At 71.9% G+C, this 21,033-nt stretch carries 22 protein-coding genes; 12 read left to right on the top strand and 10 right to left on the bottom strand.

The features are described 5' to 3' along the window. Nucleotides 1-20: 20 nt before the first annotated feature. The 3 genes from hutH to Q8A52_RS01155 all read right to left on the bottom strand — a co-directional run bounded on the left by hutH (nucleotide 21) and on the right by Q8A52_RS01155 (nucleotide 3,668). Complete coding sequence (gene hutH / locus Q8A52_RS01165) at nucleotides 21-1,559, bottom strand: histidine ammonia-lyase (RefSeq protein WP_316748730.1); 1,539 nt, start codon at nucleotides 1,557-1,559, stop codon at nucleotides 21-23. A gap of 78 nt (nucleotides 1,560-1,637) precedes the next feature. Continuing rightward, nucleotides 1,638-2,780 carry a GGDEF domain-containing protein gene (locus Q8A52_RS01160; RefSeq protein ID WP_316747769.1) on the bottom strand — a complete coding sequence of 381 codons (1,143 nt, stop codon included), beginning with the start codon at nucleotides 2,778-2,780 and terminating at the stop codon, nucleotides 1,638-1,640. Between the two features lie 93 nt (nucleotides 2,781-2,873). Beyond that, complete coding sequence (locus tag Q8A52_RS01155) at nucleotides 2,874-3,668, bottom strand: enoyl-CoA hydratase/isomerase family protein (RefSeq protein WP_316747766.1); 795 nt, start codon at nucleotides 3,666-3,668, stop codon at nucleotides 2,874-2,876. 342 nt (nucleotides 3,669-4,010) lie between these two features. Between Q8A52_RS01155 and Q8A52_RS01150 the strand changes: the two genes are divergently transcribed. The 3 genes from Q8A52_RS01150 to Q8A52_RS01140 all read left to right on the top strand — a co-directional run bounded on the left by Q8A52_RS01150 (nucleotide 4,011) and on the right by Q8A52_RS01140 (nucleotide 5,627). After that, on the top strand, nucleotides 4,011-4,595 hold the full coding sequence (locus Q8A52_RS01150; protein WP_316747764.1) for a hypothetical protein: 585 nt from the start codon (nucleotides 4,011-4,013) through the stop codon (nucleotides 4,593-4,595). A gap of 429 nt (nucleotides 4,596-5,024) precedes the next feature. Continuing rightward, nucleotides 5,025-5,282, top strand: coding sequence for a hypothetical protein (locus Q8A52_RS01145; RefSeq protein ID WP_316747762.1), 258 nt, complete (start codon nucleotides 5,025-5,027; stop codon nucleotides 5,280-5,282). Between the two features lie 105 nt (nucleotides 5,283-5,387). Further along, entirely contained in the window at nucleotides 5,388-5,627 is a 240-nt protein-coding gene (locus Q8A52_RS01140; RefSeq protein ID WP_316747760.1) for a hypothetical protein, read from the top strand. Nucleotides 5,628-5,660: 33 nt separating this feature from the next. Here Q8A52_RS01140 and Q8A52_RS01135 read toward each other — a convergent pair whose 3' ends face one another. Next, a complete protein-coding gene (locus Q8A52_RS01135; protein ID WP_316747758.1) occupies nucleotides 5,661-6,830 on the bottom strand; it encodes an adenylate/guanylate cyclase domain-containing protein in 1,170 nt (389 codons plus the stop codon). A 162-nt stretch (nucleotides 6,831-6,992) separates the two neighbouring features. Beyond that, on the bottom strand, nucleotides 6,993-7,859 hold the full coding sequence (locus Q8A52_RS01130) for a biotin--[acetyl-CoA-carboxylase] ligase (RefSeq protein WP_316747756.1): 867 nt from the start codon (nucleotides 7,857-7,859) through the stop codon (nucleotides 6,993-6,995). Between the two features lie 110 nt (nucleotides 7,860-7,969). On the opposite strand from Q8A52_RS01130, the gene Q8A52_RS01125 reads away from it, so the two are divergent. The 4 genes from Q8A52_RS01125 to Q8A52_RS01110 all read left to right on the top strand — a co-directional run bounded on the left by Q8A52_RS01125 (nucleotide 7,970) and on the right by Q8A52_RS01110 (nucleotide 10,914). Then, on the top strand, nucleotides 7,970-9,562 hold the full coding sequence (locus tag Q8A52_RS01125) for an acyl-CoA carboxylase subunit beta (RefSeq protein ID WP_316747754.1): 1,593 nt from the start codon (nucleotides 7,970-7,972) through the stop codon (nucleotides 9,560-9,562). A gap of 24 nt (nucleotides 9,563-9,586) precedes the next feature. Beyond that, complete coding sequence (locus tag Q8A52_RS01120) at nucleotides 9,587-9,796, top strand: acyl-CoA carboxylase epsilon subunit (RefSeq protein WP_316747752.1); 210 nt, start codon at nucleotides 9,587-9,589, stop codon at nucleotides 9,794-9,796. Nucleotides 9,797-9,889: 93 nt separating this feature from the next. Further along, on the top strand, nucleotides 9,890-10,018 hold the full coding sequence (gene mmpB / locus Q8A52_RS01115; protein WP_316747750.1) for a morphogenic membrane protein MmpB: 129 nt from the start codon (nucleotides 9,890-9,892) through the stop codon (nucleotides 10,016-10,018). 278 nt (nucleotides 10,019-10,296) lie between these two features. Next, on the top strand, nucleotides 10,297-10,914 hold the full coding sequence (locus tag Q8A52_RS01110; protein WP_316747747.1) for a Maf family protein: 618 nt from the start codon (nucleotides 10,297-10,299) through the stop codon (nucleotides 10,912-10,914). Here Q8A52_RS01110 and Q8A52_RS01105 read toward each other — a convergent pair. Beyond that, nucleotides 10,886-11,500 (bottom strand): hypothetical protein, encoded by a 615-nt coding sequence (locus tag Q8A52_RS01105; protein ID WP_316747744.1) that lies wholly within the window; start codon nucleotides 11,498-11,500, stop codon nucleotides 10,886-10,888. The two genes, Q8A52_RS01110 and Q8A52_RS01105, sit on opposite strands and share 29 nt — an antisense overlap. A gap of 374 nt (nucleotides 11,501-11,874) precedes the next feature. On the opposite strand from Q8A52_RS01105, the gene Q8A52_RS01100 reads away from it, so the two are divergent. Beyond that, the gene (locus Q8A52_RS01100) at nucleotides 11,875-13,647 is read left to right on the top strand and encodes an acetyl/propionyl/methylcrotonyl-CoA carboxylase subunit alpha (protein ID WP_316747742.1); all 1,773 of its coding nucleotides are present in this window, start codon (nucleotides 11,875-11,877) and stop codon (nucleotides 13,645-13,647) included. A 126-nt stretch (nucleotides 13,648-13,773) separates the two neighbouring features. On the opposite strand, the gene Q8A52_RS01095 is transcribed toward Q8A52_RS01100, so the two are convergent. Beyond that, nucleotides 13,774-13,929 (bottom strand): hypothetical protein, encoded by a 156-nt coding sequence (locus Q8A52_RS01095; RefSeq protein ID WP_316747740.1) that lies wholly within the window; start codon nucleotides 13,927-13,929, stop codon nucleotides 13,774-13,776. 78 nt (nucleotides 13,930-14,007) lie between these two features. Further along, entirely contained in the window at nucleotides 14,008-14,145 is a 138-nt protein-coding gene (locus Q8A52_RS01090; RefSeq protein ID WP_316747738.1) for a hypothetical protein, read from the bottom strand. Nucleotides 14,146-14,346: 201 nt separating this feature from the next. Between Q8A52_RS01090 and Q8A52_RS01085 the strand changes: the two genes are divergently transcribed. Continuing rightward, on the top strand, nucleotides 14,347-14,892 hold the full coding sequence (locus Q8A52_RS01085) for a TetR/AcrR family transcriptional regulator (protein WP_316748728.1): 546 nt from the start codon (nucleotides 14,347-14,349) through the stop codon (nucleotides 14,890-14,892). Between the two features lie 152 nt (nucleotides 14,893-15,044). Here the strand turns inward: Q8A52_RS01085 and Q8A52_RS01080 are convergent, their stop codons facing one another. Continuing rightward, entirely contained in the window at nucleotides 15,045-15,986 is a 942-nt protein-coding gene (locus Q8A52_RS01080) for a DeoR/GlpR family DNA-binding transcription regulator (protein WP_316747736.1), read from the bottom strand. A gap of 166 nt (nucleotides 15,987-16,152) precedes the next feature. Then, nucleotides 16,153-17,601, bottom strand: a complete 1,449-nt coding sequence (locus Q8A52_RS01075) for an NAD(P)H-quinone dehydrogenase (RefSeq protein WP_316747734.1) — start codon at nucleotides 17,599-17,601, stop codon at nucleotides 16,153-16,155. A 107-nt stretch (nucleotides 17,602-17,708) separates the two neighbouring features. Between Q8A52_RS01075 and Q8A52_RS01070 the strand changes: the two genes are divergently transcribed. The 3 genes from Q8A52_RS01070 to Q8A52_RS01060 all read left to right on the top strand — a co-directional run bounded on the left by Q8A52_RS01070 (nucleotide 17,709) and on the right by Q8A52_RS01060 (nucleotide 20,939). Next, entirely contained in the window at nucleotides 17,709-18,146 is a 438-nt protein-coding gene (locus Q8A52_RS01070) for a gamma-glutamylcyclotransferase (protein WP_316747732.1), read from the top strand. A gap of 132 nt (nucleotides 18,147-18,278) precedes the next feature. Beyond that, nucleotides 18,279-19,103 (top strand): purine-nucleoside phosphorylase, encoded by an 825-nt coding sequence (locus tag Q8A52_RS01065; RefSeq protein WP_316747730.1) that lies wholly within the window; start codon nucleotides 18,279-18,281, stop codon nucleotides 19,101-19,103. A 204-nt stretch (nucleotides 19,104-19,307) separates the two neighbouring features. Then, entirely contained in the window at nucleotides 19,308-20,939 is a 1,632-nt protein-coding gene (locus tag Q8A52_RS01060; protein ID WP_316747727.1) for a phospho-sugar mutase, read from the top strand. Nucleotides 20,940-21,033: the final 94 nt, after the last annotated feature.

Below are 21,033 nucleotides of genomic sequence, written 5' to 3'. Positions count from 1 at the left end.
GGCCCCTCTTCGTTCCGTGCCTACAGGAGCGGTCCGGTGACCTTCTCCGCGGCGGCGACGAGCCCGCCGCCCCGCACGAACGCGTCGGCGGCCGCGAGGTCGGGCGCCAGGAACCGGTCCGGACCGGGGCCCTCGACACCGGCCGCCCGTACGGCCTCGATGACGGACTGCGACGCCGGGGCCGGGGCGAGGCCCTCGCGCAGCTCGATGGCGCGGGTGGCGGCGTAGAGCTCGACGGCGATGATCCGGGTCAGGTTGTCGACGGCGGTGCGCAGCTTGCGCGCGGCCGACCAGCCCATGGAGACGTGGTCCTCCTGCATGGCGGAGGACGGGATCGAGTCCGCGGAGGCCGGTACGGCGAGCCGCTTCATCTCGCTGACCAGGGCGGCCTGGGTGTACTGGGCGATCATGAGCCCGGAGTCGACGCCCGCGTCGTCCGCGAGGAACGGCGGCAGGCCGTGGCTGCGGTTCTTGTCGAGCAGCCGGTCGGTGCGGCGCTCGGCGATGGAGCCGAGGTCGGCGGCGGCGATGGCGAGGAAGTCCAGGACGTAGGCGACCGGGGCGCCGTGGAAGTTGCCGTTGGACTCGACGCGGCCGTCGGGCAGCACGACCGGGTTGTCGACGGCGGAGGCCAGCTCGCGCTCGGCGACCAGCCGGGCGTGCGCGAGGGTGTCACGGCCGGCGCCGGCGACCTGCGGGGCGCAGCGCACGGAGTACGCGTCCTGGACGCGGGGCGCGTCGTCCTGGTGGTGGCCGGTGAGCTGTGAACCCTTGAGCACGGCCAGCATGTTGGCGGCGGAGGCGCCCTGGCCCGGGTGCGGGCGGATGGCGTGCAGCTCGGGGGCGAGCACCTTGTCCGTGCCGAGCAGCGCCTCCAGGCTGAGGGCGGCGGTGATGTCGGCGGACTTGTAGAGCATCTCGAGGTCGTCGAGGGCCATGAACAGCATGCCGAGCATGCCGTCGGTGCCGTTGAGGAGGGCGAGGCCCTCCTTCTCGCGCAGCTCGACGGGGGCGATGCCGTGCTCGGCCAGGAGTTCACCGGCGGGGCGGACGGTCCCGTCGGGTCCCTCGGCGTCGCCCTCGCCCATGAGCGTGAGGGCGCAGTGGGAGAGGGGGGCCAGGTCGCCGGAGCAGCCGAGGGAGCCGTACTCGTGCACGACCGGGGTGATGCCCGCGTTCAGCACGTCGGCCATGGTCTGGGCGACCTCGGGCCGCACGCCCGTGTGTCCCGAGCAGACGGTCTTGAGCCGCAGGAACATCAGGGCTCGGACGACCTCCCGCTCGACGCGCGGACCCATGCCGGCGGCGTGCGAGCGGACGATGTTGCGCTGCAGCTGGGCGCGCAGTTCCTGGCTGATGTGCCGGGTCGCCAGGGCGCCGAAGCCGGTGCTTACGCCGTAGACCGGTTCCGGCTTGGCCGCCAGCGCGTCCACGATCTCCCGGGCCGCCGCGAGGGCCGCCACCGCCTCCGGGGAGAGCTCGACCCGGGCGCCGCCGCGCGCCACGGCGAGAACGTCGGACGCCGTGAGACCGGACGTCCCCACCACCACAGTGTGCATATCCATATTCAGGAGCGTACGCATTGAATGCGACGATGTCACTAGTGGGGAACGGGGTTGCCCCTTACCCGGTTCACGTCACGGCCGGCGCCCACGGAAGGCGCGCCGCTCGGCCCGCTCCGGGGGCGGGGTGTCCGCGAGCCGTACGACCGGGTCGTCCGGGCCCTCGCGGCCGGCCACGACCGGCTTCTCGGCACGGACCGCCTTGGCCCGGTACTGGGCCGCGTCCGCGAGCCGGAAGAGACGGCGCGCGGAGCGGACCGGCCCGATGGGCTCGTCCGTCGAGGCGACCCCGCACGCGACCCCCTCGCCCAGTTCCAACTCCGCGGCGCGACGGCACAGTTCGTCCGCCGCCTTGACCACGTCGTCCGCGGGCGGGCCGATCGCGAGGAGACAGAACTCGTCGCCGCCCAGGCGCGCCGCGAGAGTCCCGGGCAGCATCGCGCCGCACAGCGACAGCACCGAGCCGAAGCGCTCCAGGAGGCGGTCCCCGACCGCGTGCCCCTGCGTGTCGTTGACACGTTTGAGCCCGTTCAGATCGCAGACGACGAGGCTCACCACGACCCCCTCCCTGCGGTGCAGTTCGATGGCCTCGTCGAGGCGTACGTCGACGGCGCGCCGGTTGGCGAGACCGGTGAGCGAATCCGTGTACGCCAGCCGCCGGGCCTCCTCCAGCCGCTCGGTCTGTGCGATGCCGGCCGCGACCACGGCCGCCAGCACGGTGGCGAAGTCGGCGTCGCCCCGGCCGAAGACGGGGACACCGACCTGGCGGGCCACATACAGCTCGCCCCAGGCGCGGCCGTGCAGCACGACCGGGGCGACCACACAGCAGCCCCGGCCGCGGCGGCGCAGGGCGGCGACGCGCTGGTGGAAGTAGCCGGGGCGCCCGGCGGCGGGACCCTCGGCCGTCTCCACCCAGGCGTTCGGCCCGCCGCCGCCCGCCCACCGCTCGTGCAGAAACTCGGTGATCTCGGGGAACTGGTGCACCGGGTAGGACTCGGCCTCCGGGAACTCCTCCTCGTCCGAGGCCCGCTCCCCCACGTTCACGAGGACCTTCAGCCGTCCGAGATCACGCTCCCACACCGACAACGCGGCAAAGCTCCCGTCGAGCGCACGGCACGCGCCGAGCGCCGCTGCGCGCCATGACTCGCGCGGGGTGTGCGCCGCCGCCATCCCCTGCGCCAGCGCCACGACCGCCGTGAGCCGCTCGTCCTCACCCATCACTCCAGGTTAGGGATTTTCTGGACGAACAGGGACATCGGTGAGGCGATCAGGTGGAGGACCTGACCTCGCCCGAGCCCTGCCTGGGCAGGGTCACTCCCCCGGCCACTGCGGCTTCCGCTTCTCGTTGAACGCCGCCACGCCCTCCGCCCGGTCGCCCGAGAACGCCACCGCACGCCAGGCCGCGTCCTCGACCTCCAGGCCGGTGCGCAGATCCAGCCCGTGCCCGAGGCGCAGCGCCCGCTTTGCCGCGCGCAGACCGACCGGGGAGTTGCCGGCGATCCGGTCGGCCAGGGCCAGCGCCTCCTCCCGGTCGCGGCCCTCGTCGACCAACTGGTCCACCAGCCCGAGCTCGTGCGCCTCGGCCGCCTCCACACGCCGCGCCGAGAAGATCAGCTCGGCCGCCCGCGCGGCCCCGACCCGCCGCGGCAGCAGCTGCGTACCGCCGCCGCCCGGAATCACCCCGACGGACACCTCGGGCAGCCCCACCACGGCGGTACGGTCGGCCACGATCAGGTCACAGGACAGCGCCAGCTCGAAGCCGCCGCCCAGCGCGAAGCCGTGCACCGCGGCGATCGCCGGCATCGGCAGCTCCAGCACTCCGGTGTACGCGCCCCGCGTCAGCGGCCGCTGCCGCACCAGGTCCGCATCGGTGAAGGAGTTCCGCTCCTTCAGGTCGGCCCCGACGCAGAACGCCCGCTCGTGCGTCGACGTCAGGACGACCACCCGCGCGTCCTTGTCGGCGGCGAGCGCCGCGCACGCGCTCCCGATGGACCGGGCCATCTCGGTGGAGACGGCGTTCATCGCCTTGGGCCGGTCCAGCACGAGCTCCGCGACCTGCCCGTGTCGCCGCACCAGCACGAACTCCCCGAACCGCTCCTCGCTCATGACACCCTCCGGTCGACGTGTTAACGCGGGTTAACTTCCTGTGCCCCGATCATCGCAGCCGGCCCCGGCCGGGAAAAGAGCCGGCCCGGTTGTCCCCGTTCGAGTGACTTCCCGGCCGACTACCGCCGTACCGCCCGCGGGAGCGCATAGCGTGCGCTCCGCCACGGCGCATCGGGGGGCGCGCAGCGGGGAGGGATCGCGATGGCGGACACAGGGACAACGGGTATGGCAACAACCGGCACAGGAACAGCCGACACGGGAACAACCGGCACGGGAACACAGCGCACCGAAGCGGCGGGAGCGTGTGCGGAAACGTTCAGGGACGCGGATGCGACCACCGCCGTGTCCGTCCCCCGCCGCGGCCGCCACCGCCGGCCCCGCCCGCGCAAGGCCCTGCTCGCTGCCGGAGGGCTCGTCCTGGCCGCCGGTGTCATCAGCCTCGTACGCATATCTCCGGATTCCGGGGTCGGCGGCCCGGGCACCGCCGAGGCGGAACCCCGGCTGGATCCGGGCGGCGGCACCGACCGGTCGCCGGCGGACCCGGCCGCCTCCGCGGGGACCGCACCGACGGCTCCGCCCTCGGCGACCTCCGTCATGGGCGGGGTGAGCGCCACGCCCACCGCCTCACCCCTTCCGACGGACGTCCCCACGACGATCCCGACCGCCGTCACACGGACGACGCACGGCCCTACGCACGGCCCGACGCCTGCGCACACCACCCCGGCACCGGCCACGACACCCCCGGCCGCCCCGCGTCCCGACCCCACACCGACACCGGAACCCAGCCACCCCACGACCGCCCCGGCCCCGCAGCCGAGTCACGGCGGAGGTCTGTGCGTGCCGGTCATCGGGCTGTGCGTGGACGGCCTGGAGCCCAGCGCGCACCAGACCCCGCCCGCACGCAACCACCACGCAATCCGTTCATGATCTCTTCGCCGGCCGGCCATGCCCCCTGCCGGTCTGACGTCGGTGGAGTGGTGGCCGGTTGGGCAGGTGGTGGGCGGCGCGCAGTGCCGCGGCCTGCTGCTGGGCCTTCCGGGCGGCGCCGGCCGCCGGGATCGACACCGGTGCGTGCCGGGTGTTACCACCACTCAGCAGTGGACGTACTACGACAGCCGGCTGGGAGCGAGTCCGCGAAGCTGCTTCCGCGCTCCGCCGCGAGCAGGTCGACCTGCTCGCCGGCGCGGCCTCGCCGCAGCAGCTGTTGCTGGAAGGACTGGGCCGCACCAGTGACCACTGGGCGGAGGCGCTGGAGATTCTCCGCGGCGACCCGTACTACATCGACGGCGCGATCCTGCGCGAGGTCATGGCGCTGAGCCTGTCCCACCGCTGGTGCGGTCAGGCCGCGACGTGGCGATGCAGGCTCCGAAGGAAGTCGTCGTCGAGCATCTCGCGGACCTCGTCCGTGACCTGCTCGACGCCGACGACGCGGACGAGGATGCCTACGACACCTCCCGCCGGCTCGCCGAAGCGCTCGAGGCGATGCGGGCATGGGCCGTGCTGGCGGCGCTGGTGCGACGGGCGTCGACACACTCATCGCCCGATGTGCGAGAGGTCGCGGATGATTACGTCGCCGTCTTCGAGGACATCGAAGCGGCCTTGCACAGCAGATGAGCGAGCCGGGCGACTGGCGGGGAGACGGACTCCGAGGAGCACCGGGCCTGGCGGGTCGTCTTCAACGAGGACTGGACCGGCCCGGACCTCAACACCCCGTGTCCGGTGTGTGGTGTCCGTGCGCTGCACCGCTCGTACTTGCTGGAGGACACCGGCGCGAAGGTCTTCCGCGGGGTGTCCTTCAGGGGCCGCGGACGGCTGTGGGAGTGGTGCTCGACATGCCGGACGTTCGAGCACTGTCCCGACGGCTGTGTCCCCGACTGGTGGAGCGCCCCCTTCGACGTCTCGCCCGAGCTGCTGCGCCACGACCCGGGGCCCGTCGAGGAGGCGCGGAACGAGCGATGAGGGCGGGGGCGGTCGCGGAGCGCCCCGCCGCGGTCACGCGGATGCCGGCGGAACGTCCCGACGGGTGAGCAGCCACGGCTCGACCACGCCCAGGCCGCGGACCGGGCGTTGCCACATCGGCTGGAGGGCGAAGCGGTAGGTGGGGGGCTCTTCGCCCTCCTTCTCCGCCGCGGCGGCGGCCTCGGCCGCCTCCGCCTCCGAGGCGGGGGCCTCGCCGGTGCGGATGATCTCCTCGGCGAAGGCGCTGTCGACGAGGACCGCGTCGCGTGGCGCTATCGACGTCAGCCGCGAGGCGAGGTTCACCGTCGTACCGAAGACATCGCCCATCCGGGTCGTCACCGTGCCGAACGCCATGCCGACGCGCAGCTCGGGCATCGTCTCGTCGTTGGCCATGGTCTCCACCAGGCGCAGGGCGATGTCGGCGGCGGTGCCCGCGTCGTCGGCGGCGTAGAGGACTTCGTCGCCCAGCGTCTTGATGAGCCGGCCGCCGCGCGCGGCCACCAGGTCGGCGGCGGTGGTCTCGAAGGCCTCGACGAGCTCGCCGAGTTCCTCCTCCTCCATGCGGCGGGTCAGCCGTGTGAACCCGACGAGGTCGGCGAAGCCGACGGCGAGCCGCCGGTCGACCATCTCCTCGTCGTCGGCCCCCTGTACGACCCGGCCGGCCGAGGCGGCGAGCTGGCGGCGCCAGACGTAGACCAGGAACTCCTCCAGCTCGGGCAGCAGCAGCTCGACGATCGGGTACGTCACCTCGGTGCGCGTCATGCCCGGCTCGGGCGGCTCGGTCAGCCCCTCCAGGAAGGAGTCGATCTGCCACTCGGCCAGCCGGGCGGTGGTCTGCCCGGTGGACCGGGCCACCTGCACCGCCATCGCCTCGCTGAGCAGCCCCGCCTCGACGAGACCGGCGAGGCGGCGCAGGGCGAGCACGTCGGCCTCGGTCAGGGCCTTGGCCTGCCCGATGTCGGCGAAGCCCATGGCCCGCCAGAAGCGGGAGGCCAGCTCCATGGAGACACCGGCGCTGCGGGCCGCCTGGAACGGTGTGTAACGGCGCTCCGCGCCCAGGATGAGCGTTTCGAGGCGCAGGGCGAGCGGGTCTTCGCCGGCGTCGGCGGCGTGGGGTTCCTCCCGCTCGAGCGGTGTCGAGTGCGGGGGAGGGTCCACCCGGCCGTCCGCGCCCGCGCCGGAGCCCGAATCGTCGACGGTCACGCCTGCTGCCCTTCCGATCTGCCGCGGTCACGTATCGACCGGCCTCAACTCTACGGCAGGTGTGCGCCAGCTCACTCCGTCAGGTGGGGCCGACGGTGAGGTGTCCGGCGCAGGTGTGCCACCCGGCGTCCGTGCCGGGCCGCCCTGGGGGCCGCACCGTGCTCACGCAGGTCGCAGGTGCACGATGTCTCCTGCCCCGACCGGCTCCTGGACGCCGTTCTCCGTGGCCAGGATCAGCCTGCCGTCGCCGTCGATCGCCACGGCCTCGCCGACGATCGACCGGTCGCCCGGGAGCTCGGCCCGCACGACCCTTCCCAGCGTCGCGCAGCCCGCCGCGTACGTCTCCTGGAGACCGCTGGAGACCGGGTCACCCCCCGCCTCGCGCCAGCGGCCGTACCAGTCCTCCAGGGACCGCAGCACGGCCCGCAGCAGCGGATCCCGGTCCGTGCTCACGGCCCCTGCCAGCGCCAGCGAACCGGCCTGCGGCACCGGGAGCTCCTCGGCGCGGAGCGAGACGTTGATGCCGACGCCGACGACCACGCCGGCGTCCCCGGCCCGCTCCGCCAGGATCCCGCCGGTCTTGCGCTCCTCGTCACCCACGGTCACCAGGAGGTCATTGGGCCATTTGAGTGAGGTGTCCACCCCCGCCGACTGGGCAAGCCCCGTCGCCACGGCCACGCCGGTGAGCAGCGGCAGCCAGCCCCAGCGGGCCACCGGCACCTCGGCGGGGTTGAGCAGCACCGAGAAGAACAGGCCGGAGCGGGGCGGTGCCGTCCACTGGCGGTCCAGGCGGCCCCGGCCCGCCGTCTGCTCCTCGGCGACGAGCACCGCGCCCTCGGTGGCCTTCCCGGCCTCCGCGCGGGCGACCAGCTCGCTGTTGGTGGAGCCGATGCGCTGCACCACCTCCACGCCGGTCCACAGTCCGCCCTCCCGCACCAGACCTCGCAGCAGCGCGGCCGTGTTGAGGGGCGGGCGGTCCAGGTCGGACCACCGGTTGTCGTTCGCGTCTGAAGCATCTTGCGGCGTCATGCAAGCCACCCTAGGTGTGGTAAACGCCGCACTGCCGATTGATAGGCACCCCACTACGCTACGGATGAGTAACCGTCCCCCCTTTTGAGCAGGCAGGGAGCCGCATCCCGATGTCCGAGCCGGAAGAGATCGACATTCACACGACCGCGGGCAAGCTGGCGGACCTCCAGCGCCGTATCCAGGAAGCGACGCACGCCGGCTCGGAACGCGCCGTCGAGAAGCAGCACGCCAAGGGCAAGTTGACGGCCCGTGAGCGGATCGACCTGCTGCTTGACGAAGGGTCATTCGTCGAGCTCGACGAGTTCGCGCGCCACCGGTCCACCAACTTCGGCCTGGAGAAGAACCGCCCGTACGGCGACGGTGTCGTCACCGGGTACGGGACCGTCGACGGCCGTCCCGTCGCCGTCTTCTCGCAGGACTTCACCGTCTTCGGCGGCGCGCTCGGCGAGGTGTACGGCCAGAAGATCGTCAAGGTCATGGACTTCGCGCTGAAGACCGGCTGCCCGGTCATCGGCATCAACGACTCCGGCGGCGCCCGGATCCAGGAGGGCGTGGCTTCACTCGGCGCCTACGGCGAGATCTTCCGCCGCAACACCCACGCCTCGGGCGTCATCCCGCAGATCAGCCTCGTCGTGGGCCCCTGCGCGGGCGGCGCGGTCTACTCCCCCGCCATCACCGACTTCACGGTCATGGTCGACCAGACCTCGCACATGTTCATCACCGGCCCGGACGTCATCAAGACGGTCACCGGCGAGGACGTCGGCTTCGAGGAGCTGGGCGGCGCCCGCACCCACAACTCGGTCTCCGGCGTGGCGCATCACATGGCGGGCGACGAGAAGGACGCCATCGAGTACGTCAAGCAGCTGCTGTCGTACCTGCCGTCCAACAACCTCAGCGAGCCCCCGGTGTTCCCGGAGGAGGCGGACCTCGCCGTCACCGACGAGGACCGTGAGCTGGACACCATCGTCCCGGACAGCGCGAACCAGCCGTACGACATGCACACGGTGATCGAGCACATCCTGGACGACGCCGAGTTCTTCGAGACGCAGCCGCTGTTCGCACCGAACATCCTCACCGGCTTCGGCCGGGTGGAGGGGCACCCCGTCGGCATCGTCGCCAACCAGCCGATGCAGTTCGCCGGCTGCCTGGACATCCAGGCGAGCGAGAAGGCGGCCCGCTTCGTGCGGACCTGCGACGCCTTCAACATCCCGGTCCTCACGTTCGTGGACGTGCCCGGCTTCCTGCCCGGCGTCGACCAGGAGCACGACGGCATCATCCGGCGCGGCGCCAAGCTGATCTACGCGTACGCGGAGGCGACCGTCCCGCTGATCACGGTCATCACCCGCAAGGCCTTCGGCGGCGCCTACGACGTCATGGGCTCCAAGCACCTGGGTGCCGACATCAATCTGGCCTGGCCGACCGCGCAGATCGCCGTCATGGGCGCGCAGGGCGCGGTCAACATCCTGCACCGGCGGACCATCGCCGAGGCGGAGACCTCCGGAAACGGCGAGGCGACCCGTGCCCAGCTGATCCAGGAGTACGAGGACACCCTCCTCAACCCCTACATCGCGGCCGAGCGCGGCTACGTCGACTCGGTGATCATGCCGTCGGACACCCGCCGCCACGTCGTACGCGGCCTGCGTCAGCTGCGCACCAAGCGGGAATCCCTGCCTCCGAAGAAGCACGGCAACATCCCCCTCTAGGCCCCGCTGACCTTTGGAGCGGTCATGAACATCAAGGTCGTACGAGGCAACCCCACCCCGGAGGAGCTGGCCGCCGCCCTGGCGGTGGTCCGCGCCCGCGCCGCGGCGGCAGCAGCAACGCCGCCCGGCGCGCCCGGCCCGAGGGACTCCTGGTCGGACCCCGCCCGCATCGCGGCCCACCGCGTCCCGCGGCCGGGCCCGGCGTCCTGGACCCGCACCTACTGGCCGGGGTAGGCGCGGCCCCCGCGCACGTCGGTGCAATGCGGGGTGGCGATTTGAGTACCCGTACTCAGGCCGACCGACCCCGCCAAGCCCCACGCTGGTGGCATGCTGTGGTCAGATCCGGAGAACGAGCCGCCCAAAGAACTGCGCGACATGCAGGAAATGCTGCGGCGGCTCGGCCTTCTCCTCGCCCTGGCCATGCTGCTCGGGATGATCGTGATCGGTCTGAGCTAGGGCCTGTCCGGCGGATCAGGTCGCAGCAAGGAAGCGGCATCCGATCGGCGCAGGTGAGTGGGGTCTGGCGCGTCCAGCTGCAAGGCGGAGGAAGGAGTCGACGCGATGGGGGTCCCCCTGCTCGAGCGAAGCCGAGAGCTTGGGGGCGTCGGCGACTGACGACAACGCCTGGGGGTCCCCCCTGCTCGCAGAGCTTGGGGGAGGGCGTGCCAGACCCCGCGTCTGCGGCATGATCCGCCGGAAAGGACCTAGCGCAGCGACCCCGCTAACCTGACCGCATGACTGCCAACCCGCGCAGGCGAGTCGTGCTCGCCTCTCAGTCGCCCGCCCGGCTCGGACTGCTCAGGCAGGCCGGGCTCGAACCCGAGGTGATCGTCAGTGGGGTCGACGAGGACGCGATCACCGCGCCCACGCCCGCCGAGCTGGCGCTCGCCCTCGCCGAGGCGAAGGCCTCCGTGGTCGCGGCGAAGCCGGAGGTGCTGGGCGCCCTGGTGATCGGCTGCGACTCGGTGCTGGAGCTGGACGGCCAGGCGCTGGGCAAGCCCGCGGACGCCGAGGAGGCCACCGCCCGCTGGAAGGCGATGCGGGGGCGCGCGGGGACGCTCCAGACGGGGCACTGCATCTGGGACACGGCGAACAAGCGGTACGCGTCCGGGACCGCGTCCACCGTCGTGCACTTCGGCGAGCCGACGGACGCGGAGATCGCCGCCTACGTCGCCTCCGGAGAGCCGCTCTACGTCGCCGGGGCGTTCACCCTGGACGGCCGCTCGGCCCCGTTCATCAGGGGCATCGACGGCGACCACGGCAACGTGATCGGGATCAGCCTGCCCCTCGTCCGGCAGCTGCTGGCCGAACTGGGCATCGGCATCACGGAGTTGTGGGCGCCGGCGGAGTGACCTCAGCGGCGGGGGTGCCGGGGGCGGCCAGGGCCGGGACGTCGTCCTGCGGCTCCTCCGCCTCGCCCCCGCCCTTCGGCCCCTCGAGCTCGCCCTTCGGCTCCTGCGGGCCTTCCACGCCCTCCGGGGCCCCCTTGGCCTCCGGCGTGTCGCCGCCCCGGGGAGCGCCGCCGGGCGCCGTCTCCGCCGCGCCGTCCTGACGGTCGTACGTCATCAGGAGCAGCACGATCAGCCCCAGGACGACCATCATGAACACGAACGCGCTCCAGCCCACCAGCCCCCAGGTGAACGCGCCCAGCAGCCCGTGCACCACGGCGATGCTGATGAGCAGCACGCGGCCGAAGCCGGCCGGGGCGCGGTTGCGTATCGCCACGAGCAGGGCGACCAGGGCGCACAGCGCGAAGTAGAGGCCGAAGACCACCCCGCCGATCTTCGAGGAACTCGCCATCATGTCCGGGTCGAGGCCGGCCAGCGACATCTCCTGCCGGTCGACGACCACCCCCAGGAACCAGTTGAGTGCCGCGATGCCGAGCCCTTCGGCGAAGAGGACGACCGCCACGACCCACGCCACCGGTCTGCGCACCACCGGTCCCACCCACTTTCGACCGCAGCCCGAGTCCGGCTGCTGTTACCTGAAGTACGTTCGAGACATCGCGAACGCTACTAACGGGTAAACCCGGGGACAAGGGTTCTGTCACGGGCAAAGAATCATTGGGCCATTCGTAGGGACTCGACAAAGAAACCGAGTGGGCCGCGGCACGCTCTCACAGAGACCTTGACCACACGGCGGGGCTAGGGTTTCCCGGAAGGGTCCTGCGTACCGAGGTGCGACAAGGGCTTTCGCGGGTCGAGCGAGCCTCGAATCACGCTCCGTGTGGGCAAGCTCACCATTGGGGACGGGTCGAAGTGCCGTGTCGGCAGTCCCTAAACTCGGCTTGTTTCAAGGAGGGAGCCTCAATCGTGCGCAAGGTGCTCATCGCCAACCGTGGCGAAATCGCTGTCCGCGTGGCCCGGGCCTGCCGGGACGCCGGGATCGCGAGCGTGGCCGTCTACGCCGACCCGGACCGGGACGCTCTGCATGTCCGCGCCGCGGATGAGGCGTTCGCCCTGGGCGGTGACACTCCGGCCACCAGCTACCTGGACATCGCGAAGGTCCTGAACGCCGCCCGTGAGTCCGGCGCGGACGCCATCCATCCCGGATACGGCTTCCTCTCCGAGAACGCGGAGTTCGCGCAGGCGGTCCTGGACGCGGGTCTGATCTGGATCGGCCCGCCGCCGCAGGCCATCCGCGATCTGGGTGACAAGGTGGCGGCCCGTCACATCGCGCAGCGCGCCGGCGCCCCGCTGGTCGCCGGTACGCCCGACCCGGTGAGCGGCGCCGACGAGGTCGTCGCCTTCGCCGAGGAGCACGGGCTGCCGATCGCCATCAAGGCCGCCTTCGGTGGCGGTGGCCGTGGTCTGAAGGTCGCCCGGACCCTCGAAGAGGTGCCGGAGCTGTACGAGTCCGCGGTGCGCGAGGCGGTCGCCGCCTTCGGTCGCGGCGAGTGCTTCGTGGAGCGCTACCTGGACAAGCCGCGGCACGTGGAGACCCAGTGCCTGGCCGACCAGCACGGCAACGTGGTCGTCGTGTCGACGCGTGACTGCTCGCTCCAGCGCCGCCACCAGAAGCTGGTCGAGGAGGCCCCGGCGCCGTTCCTGTCCGAGGCCCAGGTCGCCGAGCTGTACTCGTCCTCGAAGGCCATCCTGAAGGAGGCCGGCTACGTCGGTGCCGGCACGGTGGAGTTCCTGGTCGGCAACGACGGCACGATCTCCTTCCTGGAGGTCAACACCCGTCTGCAGGTCGAGCACCCGGTGACCGAGGAGGTCGCCGGCATCGACCTGGTGCGCGAGATGTTCCGCATCGCCGACGGTGAGGCGCTGGGCTACGACGACCCGCAGCTGCGCGGGCACTCGTTCGAGTTCCGGATCAACGGCGAGGACCCGGGGCGCAACTTCCTGCCGGCGCCCGGCACGGTGACCCGGTTCGACGCGCCGTCGGGTCCGGGGGTGCGGCTGGACGCGGGCGTGGAGTCCGGCGCGGTGATCGGCCCGGCCTGGGACTCGCTGCTCGCCAAGCTGATCGTCACCGGCCGTACCCGCGGGGAGGCTCTGGAGCGGGCCGCCCGTGCGCTGGAGGAGTTCCAGGTCGAGGGCATGGCCACGGCGATCCCGTTCCACCGTGCGGTGGTCAGGGACCCGGCGTTCGCGCCGGAGCTGGAGGGCTCGCAGGAGCCGTTCAAGGTCCACACGCGCTGGATCGAGACCGAGTTCGTCAACGAGATCAAGCCGTTCGCGGCCCCCGCCGACACCGAGGGGGACGAGGACACCGGCCGTGAGACGGTCGTCGTCGAGGTCGGCGGCAAGCGTCTCGAGGTCTCGCTGCCCGCGTCGCTCGGCATGACCCTGGCCCGCACGGGTCTGGCGGCGGGCGCCAAGCCGAAGCGCCGCGCGGCCAAGAAGTCGGGCCCGGTCGCCTCCGGCGACACCCTCGCCTCCCCGATGCAGGGCACGATCGTCAAGATCGCGGTCGAGGAGGGCCAGGAGGTCAAGGAGGGCGACCTGGTCGTCGTCCTCGAGGCCATGAAGATGGAGCAGCCGCTGAACGCGCACAAGGCCGGCACCATCAAGGGCCTGAGCGCCGAGGTCGGCGCGTCCATCACCTCGGGCGCGGCGATCTGCGAGATCAAGGACTGATCTCCGGGTACGTGCGTCGAGGCGCCCGGCGGACCGAAGCGGTCGGTCCGCCGGGCGTCTCGCTTTCCCCGTCCCCCGAGACGGTGGTCCACCCCGTTCGGGTCTAGCCGGTGCCGTGCCGGACGATCACCGGCCCGGCCCGCCGAAGGCCACGGCCATCAGCAGGAACGACCCGACGGTGATCGGCATCAGGCTGCCCGCGTAGCCGACGGCGTTGAGCGGCATGGATACCTCGACCGCGGCCAGGTCCCATCCCGCCGAGGCCACCAGATGGCGCCGCATGCCGGAAGGGCGGAAGTCCAGGTTGCAGCAGTGGGTCCGCTGCCACTGCCGTTCCCCGGCGACATCGCTGACCCGCCATCACCGGACGGCGTCCGCCGGGATCAGCTCAAGCAGTCCGGGCAGCGCCCGCTCCTGCAACTCCGCAAGGGAGCCTGCTTCTTCCAGGTCTCGTACGAGTGTCAGCACGCGCCGCGCGTCCGTACCGCTGATCTCCATCACACGCCCCGGCGCCGCTCTCGCCTTGTGAAGAAGGTACGGCTTCGACACCTTTGCGGGAGGCTGCTCGCATGTCCTCGATGGCATTCTGGAAGCAGTCGGGGGGCGCGAGGGAAGCAGGTGGAAGGCATGGGGGGCACGACCGCGGGGGAGGCCGCAGGGGCCCGGGACACGGCGGTGCCGCCCGTGGCCCCGCGCGCCATGCGCGCCGACGCCCGCCGCAACTACGAGCGGCTGCTCACCGAGGCCCGTGACGCGTTCGCCGAGCACGGCACGGACGCGTCGCTGGAGGACGTGGCCCGCCGGGCGGGCGTGGGAATCGGCACGCTGTACCGGCACTTCCCGAACCGGCAGGCGTTGATGAGCGCGGTCTTCGAGGACGCGGTGAGCGAGCTCCTCGCCCGCTCACGCGAACTGCTCAGCGCCCCCGAGCCGTGCTCGGCGCTGGTGACCTGGCTGCGCGAGATGGTCACGCACGCGGGTGAGTACCGCGGCCTGGCACGGGCCCTGCTGTCGGTGTCCACCGACTCCGGTTCCGCGCTGGCCCGTTGCAGCACCCCGATCCACGAGGCAGGTGGCGCACTGCTGGCGCGCGCCCAGCAGTCGGGCACCGTACGCCCCGACGTCTCGATCGGCGACCTCCTCCAACTGACCCACGCCATAGCGCTGGCGGCGGAGGAGTCGCCGGGAGACCCGAACTTGGCAGACCGCTTGCTGAGGCTGACGCTACGGGGCCTCGGGGCCTGAAGGGATACAGCCGCCCTTTTCAACACCGCAAGGGCAGCCGACCCAAGGGGCGCGGGGCTGTGACATTGTGCGGCTCCGCCGCGTGGGCGCGACCAGCCCCAGACAACCCGCACCCGCGCAACAAGAGGCACCCCACGGCGAAGAGGCGCCCCTCAACGCCGCCGCAGATCCGCAACACGGGCACGCTCGGCCCCCGCCGCCTGCTCCCCCAACACCGCGGCCGAACGCAGCGCAGCGGCCCGCCGAGGCCCCGGCAGGGCCACGTCCCGACGCTGGTGACGCGCCGGGACCTGATCACCCCCCGGGCTCCCCGACGCCCCGGCCACGGCGATCTGCACCCCCTGGTCGGCAAGGGCCTGGAGTTCGGTGGCCGCGCGGTCGTCATGGGTGGGCGGCTCGTCGGTCACCAGCCGGGTGATCACATCCGTGGGCACCGTCTGGAACATGGTGTCCGTGCCGAGCTTGGTGTGGTCGGCGAGGACCACGACCTCCGCCGCGGCCTGGACGAGCGCACGGTCGACGGACGCCGACAGCATGTTGGACGTGGACAGCCCGCGCTCGGCGGTCAGACCGCTCCCGGAGAGGAAGGCCTTGGAGACCCTGAGTCCCTGGAGGGACTGCTCGGCACCGGAGCCGACGAGGGCGTAGTTGGAGCCGCGCAGGGTGCCGCCGGTCATCACGACCTCCACGCGGTTGGCGTGCGCCAGCGCCTGGGCCACCAGCAGGGAGTTGGTGACGACGGTCAGACCGGGCACCCGGGCGAGCCGGCGGGCCAGTTCCTGGGTGGTGGTCCCCGCCCCGACCACGATGGCCTCGCCCTCTTCGACGAGACCCGCGGCGAGATCGGCGATGGCCGTCTTCTCGGCGGTCGCGAGATGAGACTTCTGCGGAAAGCCGGACTCCCGCGTGAACCCGCCCGGCAATACCGCACCGCCGTGCCGGCGGTCGAGGAGTCCTTCTGCCTCCAGTGCGCGCACGTCCCGCCGTACGGTCACTTCGGAGGTCTGGACGACGCGGGCGAGCTCACGGAGCGACACGGCCCCATTCGCTCGCACCATTTCGAGGATCAATTGGCGACGTTCTGCAGCGAACACGAAACTGACAGTAACCCCAACGACCGTCTGCTTTCAGCAGTTTGCGCCGAATAACAGAAGTTGTTCGCAAGGCAGGGTAGGAAGTGGTATAGGGCCTACCCACCCCGACTATGCCGTACGCATGCTCGACAACTCCACGTGAACAGCGGGGAGTCGGTTCCGGCCGTCAGGCCTCGCCCGTCGCCTTCCGGGTGTGGAGCTGGCGGGCCACCTCGGCGATCGACCCCGAAAGGGAGGGGTACACGGTGAAGGCGTTCGCGATCTGTTCGACCGTCAGATTGTTGTCGACGGCGATCGAGATCGGGTGGATCAGTTCCGAGGCGCGCGGGGAGACCACGACACCGCCGACCACGATGCCGGTGCCAGGACGGCAGAAGATCTTCACGAAGCCGTCGCGGATGCCCTGCATCTTGGCGCGCGGGTTGCGCAGCAGCGGAAGTTTCACGACACGCGCGTCGATCTTGCCTCCGTCGACGTCGGCCTGGGTGTAACCGACGGTGGCGATCTCCGGGTCGGTGAAGACGTTGGAGGAGACGGTCTTGAGGTTGAGCGGGGTCACCGCGTCGCCCAGGAAGTGGTACATGGCGATACGTCCCTGCATGGCGGCGACGGAGGCGAGGGCGAAGACGCCCGTCACGTCACCGGCCGCGTACACGCCGGGGGCGGTGGTGCGGGAGACCTTGTCGGTCCAGATGTGGCCGGAGTCGCGGAGCTTGACGCCCGCCTCCTCCAGTCCCAGCCCGGCGCTGTTGGGGATGGCGCCGACGGCCATGAGGCAGTGCGAGCCGGTGATCACGCGGCCGTCGGCGAGGGTGACCTCCACCTTGTCGCCGACACGCTTGGCGGACTGGGCACGGGAGCGAGCCATGACGTTCATGCCGCGGCGGCGGAAGACGTCCTCCAGGACGGCGGCGGCGTCCGGGTCCTCGCCGGGCAGCACGCGGTCGCGGGAGGAGACCAGGGTGACCTTGGAGCCGAGTGCCTGGTAGGCGCCCGCGAACTCGGCGCCGGTGACACCGGAGCCGACCACGATGAGCTCCTCGGGGAGCTCGGTGAGGTCGTAGACCTGGGTCCAGTTGAGGATGCGCTCGCCGTCGGGCTGGGCGTCGGGCAGCTCGCGCGGGTGACCGCCGGTGGCGATGAGCACGGCGTCGGCGGTGAGGGTCTCCTCGGTGCCGTCGGCGGCGGTGACGACGACCTTGCGGGAGCCGTCGAGGGCCTGCATGCCCTCCAGACGGCCGCGGCCGCGCATCACCCGGGCGCCGGCCCGGGTGACGGAGGCGGTGATGTCGTGGGACTGGGCGAGGGCGAGCCGCTTCACACGGCGGTTGACCTTGCCGAGGTCCACGCCGACCACCCGGGCCGCCTGCTCCAGCGGCGGGGTGTCGTCGGCGACGATGATGCCGAGTTCCTCGTACGACGAGTCGAAGGTGGTCATCACCTCGGCCGTAGCGATAAGGGTCTTCGACGGCACGCAGTCGGTCAGTACCGACGCTCCGCCCAGACCGTCGCAGTCGACGACGGTCACCTCCGCGCCGAGCTGCGCGGCCACCAGCGCCGCTTCGTATCCGCCGGGTCCGCCACCGATGATCACGATCCGAGTCACGTACCCCATTGTCCCGCACGCTTCAAGGTGCTACTGCCCCGGGGGCGTGAGTGGTGCGCGTTCTGTTACGTCCGGGGCAAGGGAGGCTGGAGTTTCCGCTGCCGTACCCTCGATCCATGTCGCTCTACGCCGCGTACGCCGGCAATCTCGACGCGCGGCTGATGACCCGCCGCGCCCCGCACTCACCGCTGCGCGCCACCGGTTGGCTGAACGGATGGCGGCTGACCTTCGGGGGCGAGCAGCTCGGCTGGGAGGGCGCGCTCGCGACGATCGTCGAGGAGCCCGGGTCCCAGGTCTTCGTCGGGCTGTACGACATCGCCGAGATGGACGAGGAGTCCCTGGACCGCTGGGAGGGCGTGGGCCTCGGCATCTACCGTCGCGTGCGGGTGCGCGTTCACACGCTGGACGGGGAGGAGTCGGCGTGGGCGTATGCCCTGAACGGGTACGAGGGCGGTCTGCCGTCCGCCCGCTACCTCGGTGAGATCGCCGACGCGGCGGAGTCGGCCGGCGCGCCGCACGACTATGTGATGGAGCTTCGCAAGCGCCCCTGTTAGGGACTGTCGGGGCTCCAGCACCCCTTGGGCCTCATTTGTCCCAACCTTTGTTGGAAACGACAAGACAACGATCGCCATCCCGTGAGCTCTGTCATCTACGCGCGTAGGCCGGAACCGGCTACCCTCGTCCGCGTGAACGCATCTCTTCTTCCGGACGACATCCAGGGCGACCCCTATGCCGCCGCCGACGCGGCCGCCGCGCGCCTGCGCGAGCTCACGGGCGCCGAGACCCACGACGTCGCCCTCGTGATGGGCTCCGGCTGGGCTCCGGCCGTCGACGCCCTGGGCGCTCCCGACGCCGAGTTCCAGGTCACCGAGCTGCCCGGCTTCCCGCCGCCGGCGGTGGAGGGACACGGGGGCAAGGTCCGCTCGTACTCCATCGGTGACAAGCGCGCGCTGGTCTTCCTCGGCCGCACGCACTACTACGAGGGCCGGGGCGTGGCCGCCGTGGCGCACGGCGTGCGCACGGCCGTGGCCGCCGGCTGCAAGACCGTGGTGCTGACCAACGGGTGCGGCGGTCTGCGCGAGGGCATGCGGCCCGGTCAGCCCGTGCTGATCAGCGACCACATCAACCTCACGGCGACCTCGCCGATCGTCGGGGCGAACTTCGTCGACCTGACGGACCTGTACTCGCCGCGGCTGCGGGCGCTGTGCAAGGAGGTGGACCCCACCCTGGAGGAGGGCGTCTACGCGCAGTTCCCCGGGCCGCACTACGAGACGCCGGCCGAGATCCGAATGGCCCGGGTGATCGGCGCGGACCTGGTGGGCATGTCCACCGTGCTGGAGGCCATCGCGGCGCGTGAGGCCGGGGCCGAGGTCCTGGGCATCTCCCTGGTCACCAACCTCGCGGCCGGGATGACCGGCGAGCCGCTGAACCACGAGGAGGTTCTGCAGGCCGGGCGGGACAGCGCCGCGCGGATGGGCTCGCTGCTGGCACAGGTGCTCGGGCGGCTGTAGCCCCGGCTTGGCCCACCCACCCGACTCGGCAGGCCAAGAGGTGCCCCTCCCCCGGAGCACCGCCCTGGGCCCCGCCGGGGACTCCGTCCCTGCACCCCTGCGCCTCGCCTCCCGGCCCACCCGGTCGGACGGTTGATCAGGCAAAGGGAGTCTCGGGGCGGAGCCCCAGGCGTGACATCGACACACATGAGAGGTTGACCCGACGTGCACGACGATCTCATCGCCCGGGCCAAGGCGTGGCTTGCCGAGGACCCCGACGCGGAGACCCGTGACGAACTCGCCGAGCTGATCGGCGGTGGGAACGTCACCGAGCTCGCCGCGCGCTTCAGCGGCACCCTCCAGTTCGGTACCGCGGGCCTGAGAGGCGAACTGGGCGCCGGGCCCATGCGGATGAACCGGTCCGTCGTCATCAGGGCGGCCGCGGGTCTCGCCGCGTACCTGAAGAAGCAGGGCCAGGGCGACGGCCTCGTCGTCATCGGCTACGACGCCCGGCACAAGTCCGCCGACTTCGCCCGCGACACCGCCGCCGTCATGACGGGCGCCGGGCTGCGCGCCGCCGTACTCCCCCGCCCGCTCCCCACACCCGTCCTCGCCTTCGCGACAAGGCACCTCGGCGCGGTCGCCGGCGTGGAGGTCACCGCCAGCCACAACCCGCCCCGCGACAACGGCTACAAGGTCTACCTCGGCGACGGATCGCAGATCGTCCCGCCCGCCGACGCCGGGATCGCCGCCGAGATCGACGCGATCGTCTCGCTGGACGACGTCCCCCGTCCGGACGCCGGCTGGGAGACCCTCGACGACTCGGTCCTCGAGGCCTATCTCGCCCGCACCGACGCCGTACTCGCCGAGGGCTCCCCGCGCACCGCCCGCACCGTCTACACGGCGATGCACGGCGTCGGCAAGGACGTGCTCCTCGCCGCCTTCGCCCGCGCCGGATTCCCCGCGCCCGTCCTCGTCGCCGAACAGGCCGAGCCGGACCCGGACTTCCCGACCGTCGCCTTCCCCAACCCGGAGGAGCCGGGGGCGATGGACCTCTCCTTCGCCAGGGCCCGCGAGGCCGGGCCCGACCTCGTCATCGCCAACGACCCCGACGCCGACCGCTGCGCCGTCGCCGTCCGGGACGCGGGCGAGTGGCGCATGCTCCGTGGCGACGAGGTCGGCTCCCTCCTCGGTGCCCACCTCGTCCGGCGCGGCGCCCGCGGCACCTTCGCCGAGTCGATCGTCTCCTCCTCGCTGCTCGGGCGGATCGCCGAGAAGGCCGGGCTGCCGTACGAGGAGACGCTCACCGGGTTCAAGTGGATCGCCCGGGCGGAGGGCCTGCGCTACGGGTACGAGGAGGCCCTCGGCTACTGCGTCGACCCGGACGGCGTCCGCGACAAGGACGGCATCACCGCGGCGCTCCTGATCACCGAACTGGCCTCCGAGCTGAAGGAAGAGGGCCGTACGCTCCTCGACCTGCTCGACGACCTCGCCGTGGAGCACGGCCTGCACGCCACCGACCAGCTCTCGGTCCGGGTGCAGGACCTGTCGGTCATCGCCGACGCGATGCGCCGGCTCCGTGAGCGGCCGCCGACCGAGCTCGCCGGTCTGGTCATCACCAGGGCCGAGGACCTCACCAAGGGCACGGAGACGCTGCCGCCCACCGACGGGCTGCGCTACACCCTCGACGGCGCCCGCGTCATCGTCCGGCCCAGCGGCACCGAGCCCAAGCTGAAGTGCTACCTGGAGGTCGTCGTGCCGGTCGCCGCGCCCGCGGACCTGCCGGCCGCCCGTGCCCGGGCGACCGATCTGCTCGACGCCATCAAGCGGGACCTGTCCGCGGCCGCCGGCATCTGAGCCGCGGTCGTTGACGCCACGCCCGTTCCACCCGATGAGGGGCCCCTGCCCGGGGGCACCCCATCGGGTGATTTAGCGGCGACAGCTGACGCGC

Source organism: Streptomyces herbicida, assembly GCF_032656585.1.
GTDB classification, from domain to species: domain Bacteria; phylum Actinomycetota; class Actinomycetes; order Streptomycetales; family Streptomycetaceae; genus Streptomyces; species Streptomyces herbicida.
This window is presented reverse-complemented; position numbering and strand designations above follow the sequence as displayed.

Excerpts from the sequence above, each read along its gene's own strand:
- hutH (WP_316748730.1), bottom strand. The coding sequence starts at position 1,559 with ATGCACACTGTGGTGGTGGGGACGTCCGGTCTCACGGCGTCCGACGTT.
- Q8A52_RS01160 (WP_316747769.1), bottom strand. The coding sequence starts at position 2,780 with ATGGGTGAGGACGAGCGGCTCACGGCGGTCGTGGCGCTGGCGCAGGGG.
- Q8A52_RS01155 (WP_316747766.1), bottom strand. The coding sequence starts at position 3,668 with ATGAGCGAGGAGCGGTTCGGGGAGTTCGTGCTGGTGCGGCGACACGGG.
- Q8A52_RS01145 (WP_316747762.1), top strand. The coding sequence starts at position 5,025 with ATGCAGGCTCCGAAGGAAGTCGTCGTCGAGCATCTCGCGGACCTCGTC.
- Q8A52_RS01130 (WP_316747756.1), bottom strand. The coding sequence starts at position 7,859 with ATGACGCCGCAAGATGCTTCAGACGCGAACGACAACCGGTGGTCCGAC.
- Q8A52_RS01125 (WP_316747754.1), top strand. The coding sequence starts at position 7,970 with ATGTCCGAGCCGGAAGAGATCGACATTCACACGACCGCGGGCAAGCTG.
- Q8A52_RS01120 (WP_316747752.1), top strand. The coding sequence starts at position 9,587 with ATGAACATCAAGGTCGTACGAGGCAACCCCACCCCGGAGGAGCTGGCC.
- mmpB (WP_316747750.1), top strand. The coding sequence starts at position 9,890 with ATGCTGTGGTCAGATCCGGAGAACGAGCCGCCCAAAGAACTGCGCGAC.
- Q8A52_RS01110 (WP_316747747.1), top strand. The coding sequence starts at position 10,297 with ATGACTGCCAACCCGCGCAGGCGAGTCGTGCTCGCCTCTCAGTCGCCC.
- Q8A52_RS01095 (WP_316747740.1), bottom strand. The coding sequence starts at position 13,929 with ATGCGGCGCCATCTGGTGGCCTCGGCGGGATGGGACCTGGCCGCGGTC.
- Q8A52_RS01090 (WP_316747738.1), bottom strand. The coding sequence starts at position 14,145 with ATGGAGATCAGCGGTACGGACGCGCGGCGCGTGCTGACACTCGTACGA.
- Q8A52_RS01085 (WP_316748728.1), top strand. The coding sequence starts at position 14,347 with ATGCGCGCCGACGCCCGCCGCAACTACGAGCGGCTGCTCACCGAGGCC.
- Q8A52_RS01075 (WP_316747734.1), bottom strand. The coding sequence starts at position 17,601 with ATGGGGTACGTGACTCGGATCGTGATCATCGGTGGCGGACCCGGCGGA.
- Q8A52_RS01070 (WP_316747732.1), top strand. The coding sequence starts at position 17,709 with ATGTCGCTCTACGCCGCGTACGCCGGCAATCTCGACGCGCGGCTGATG.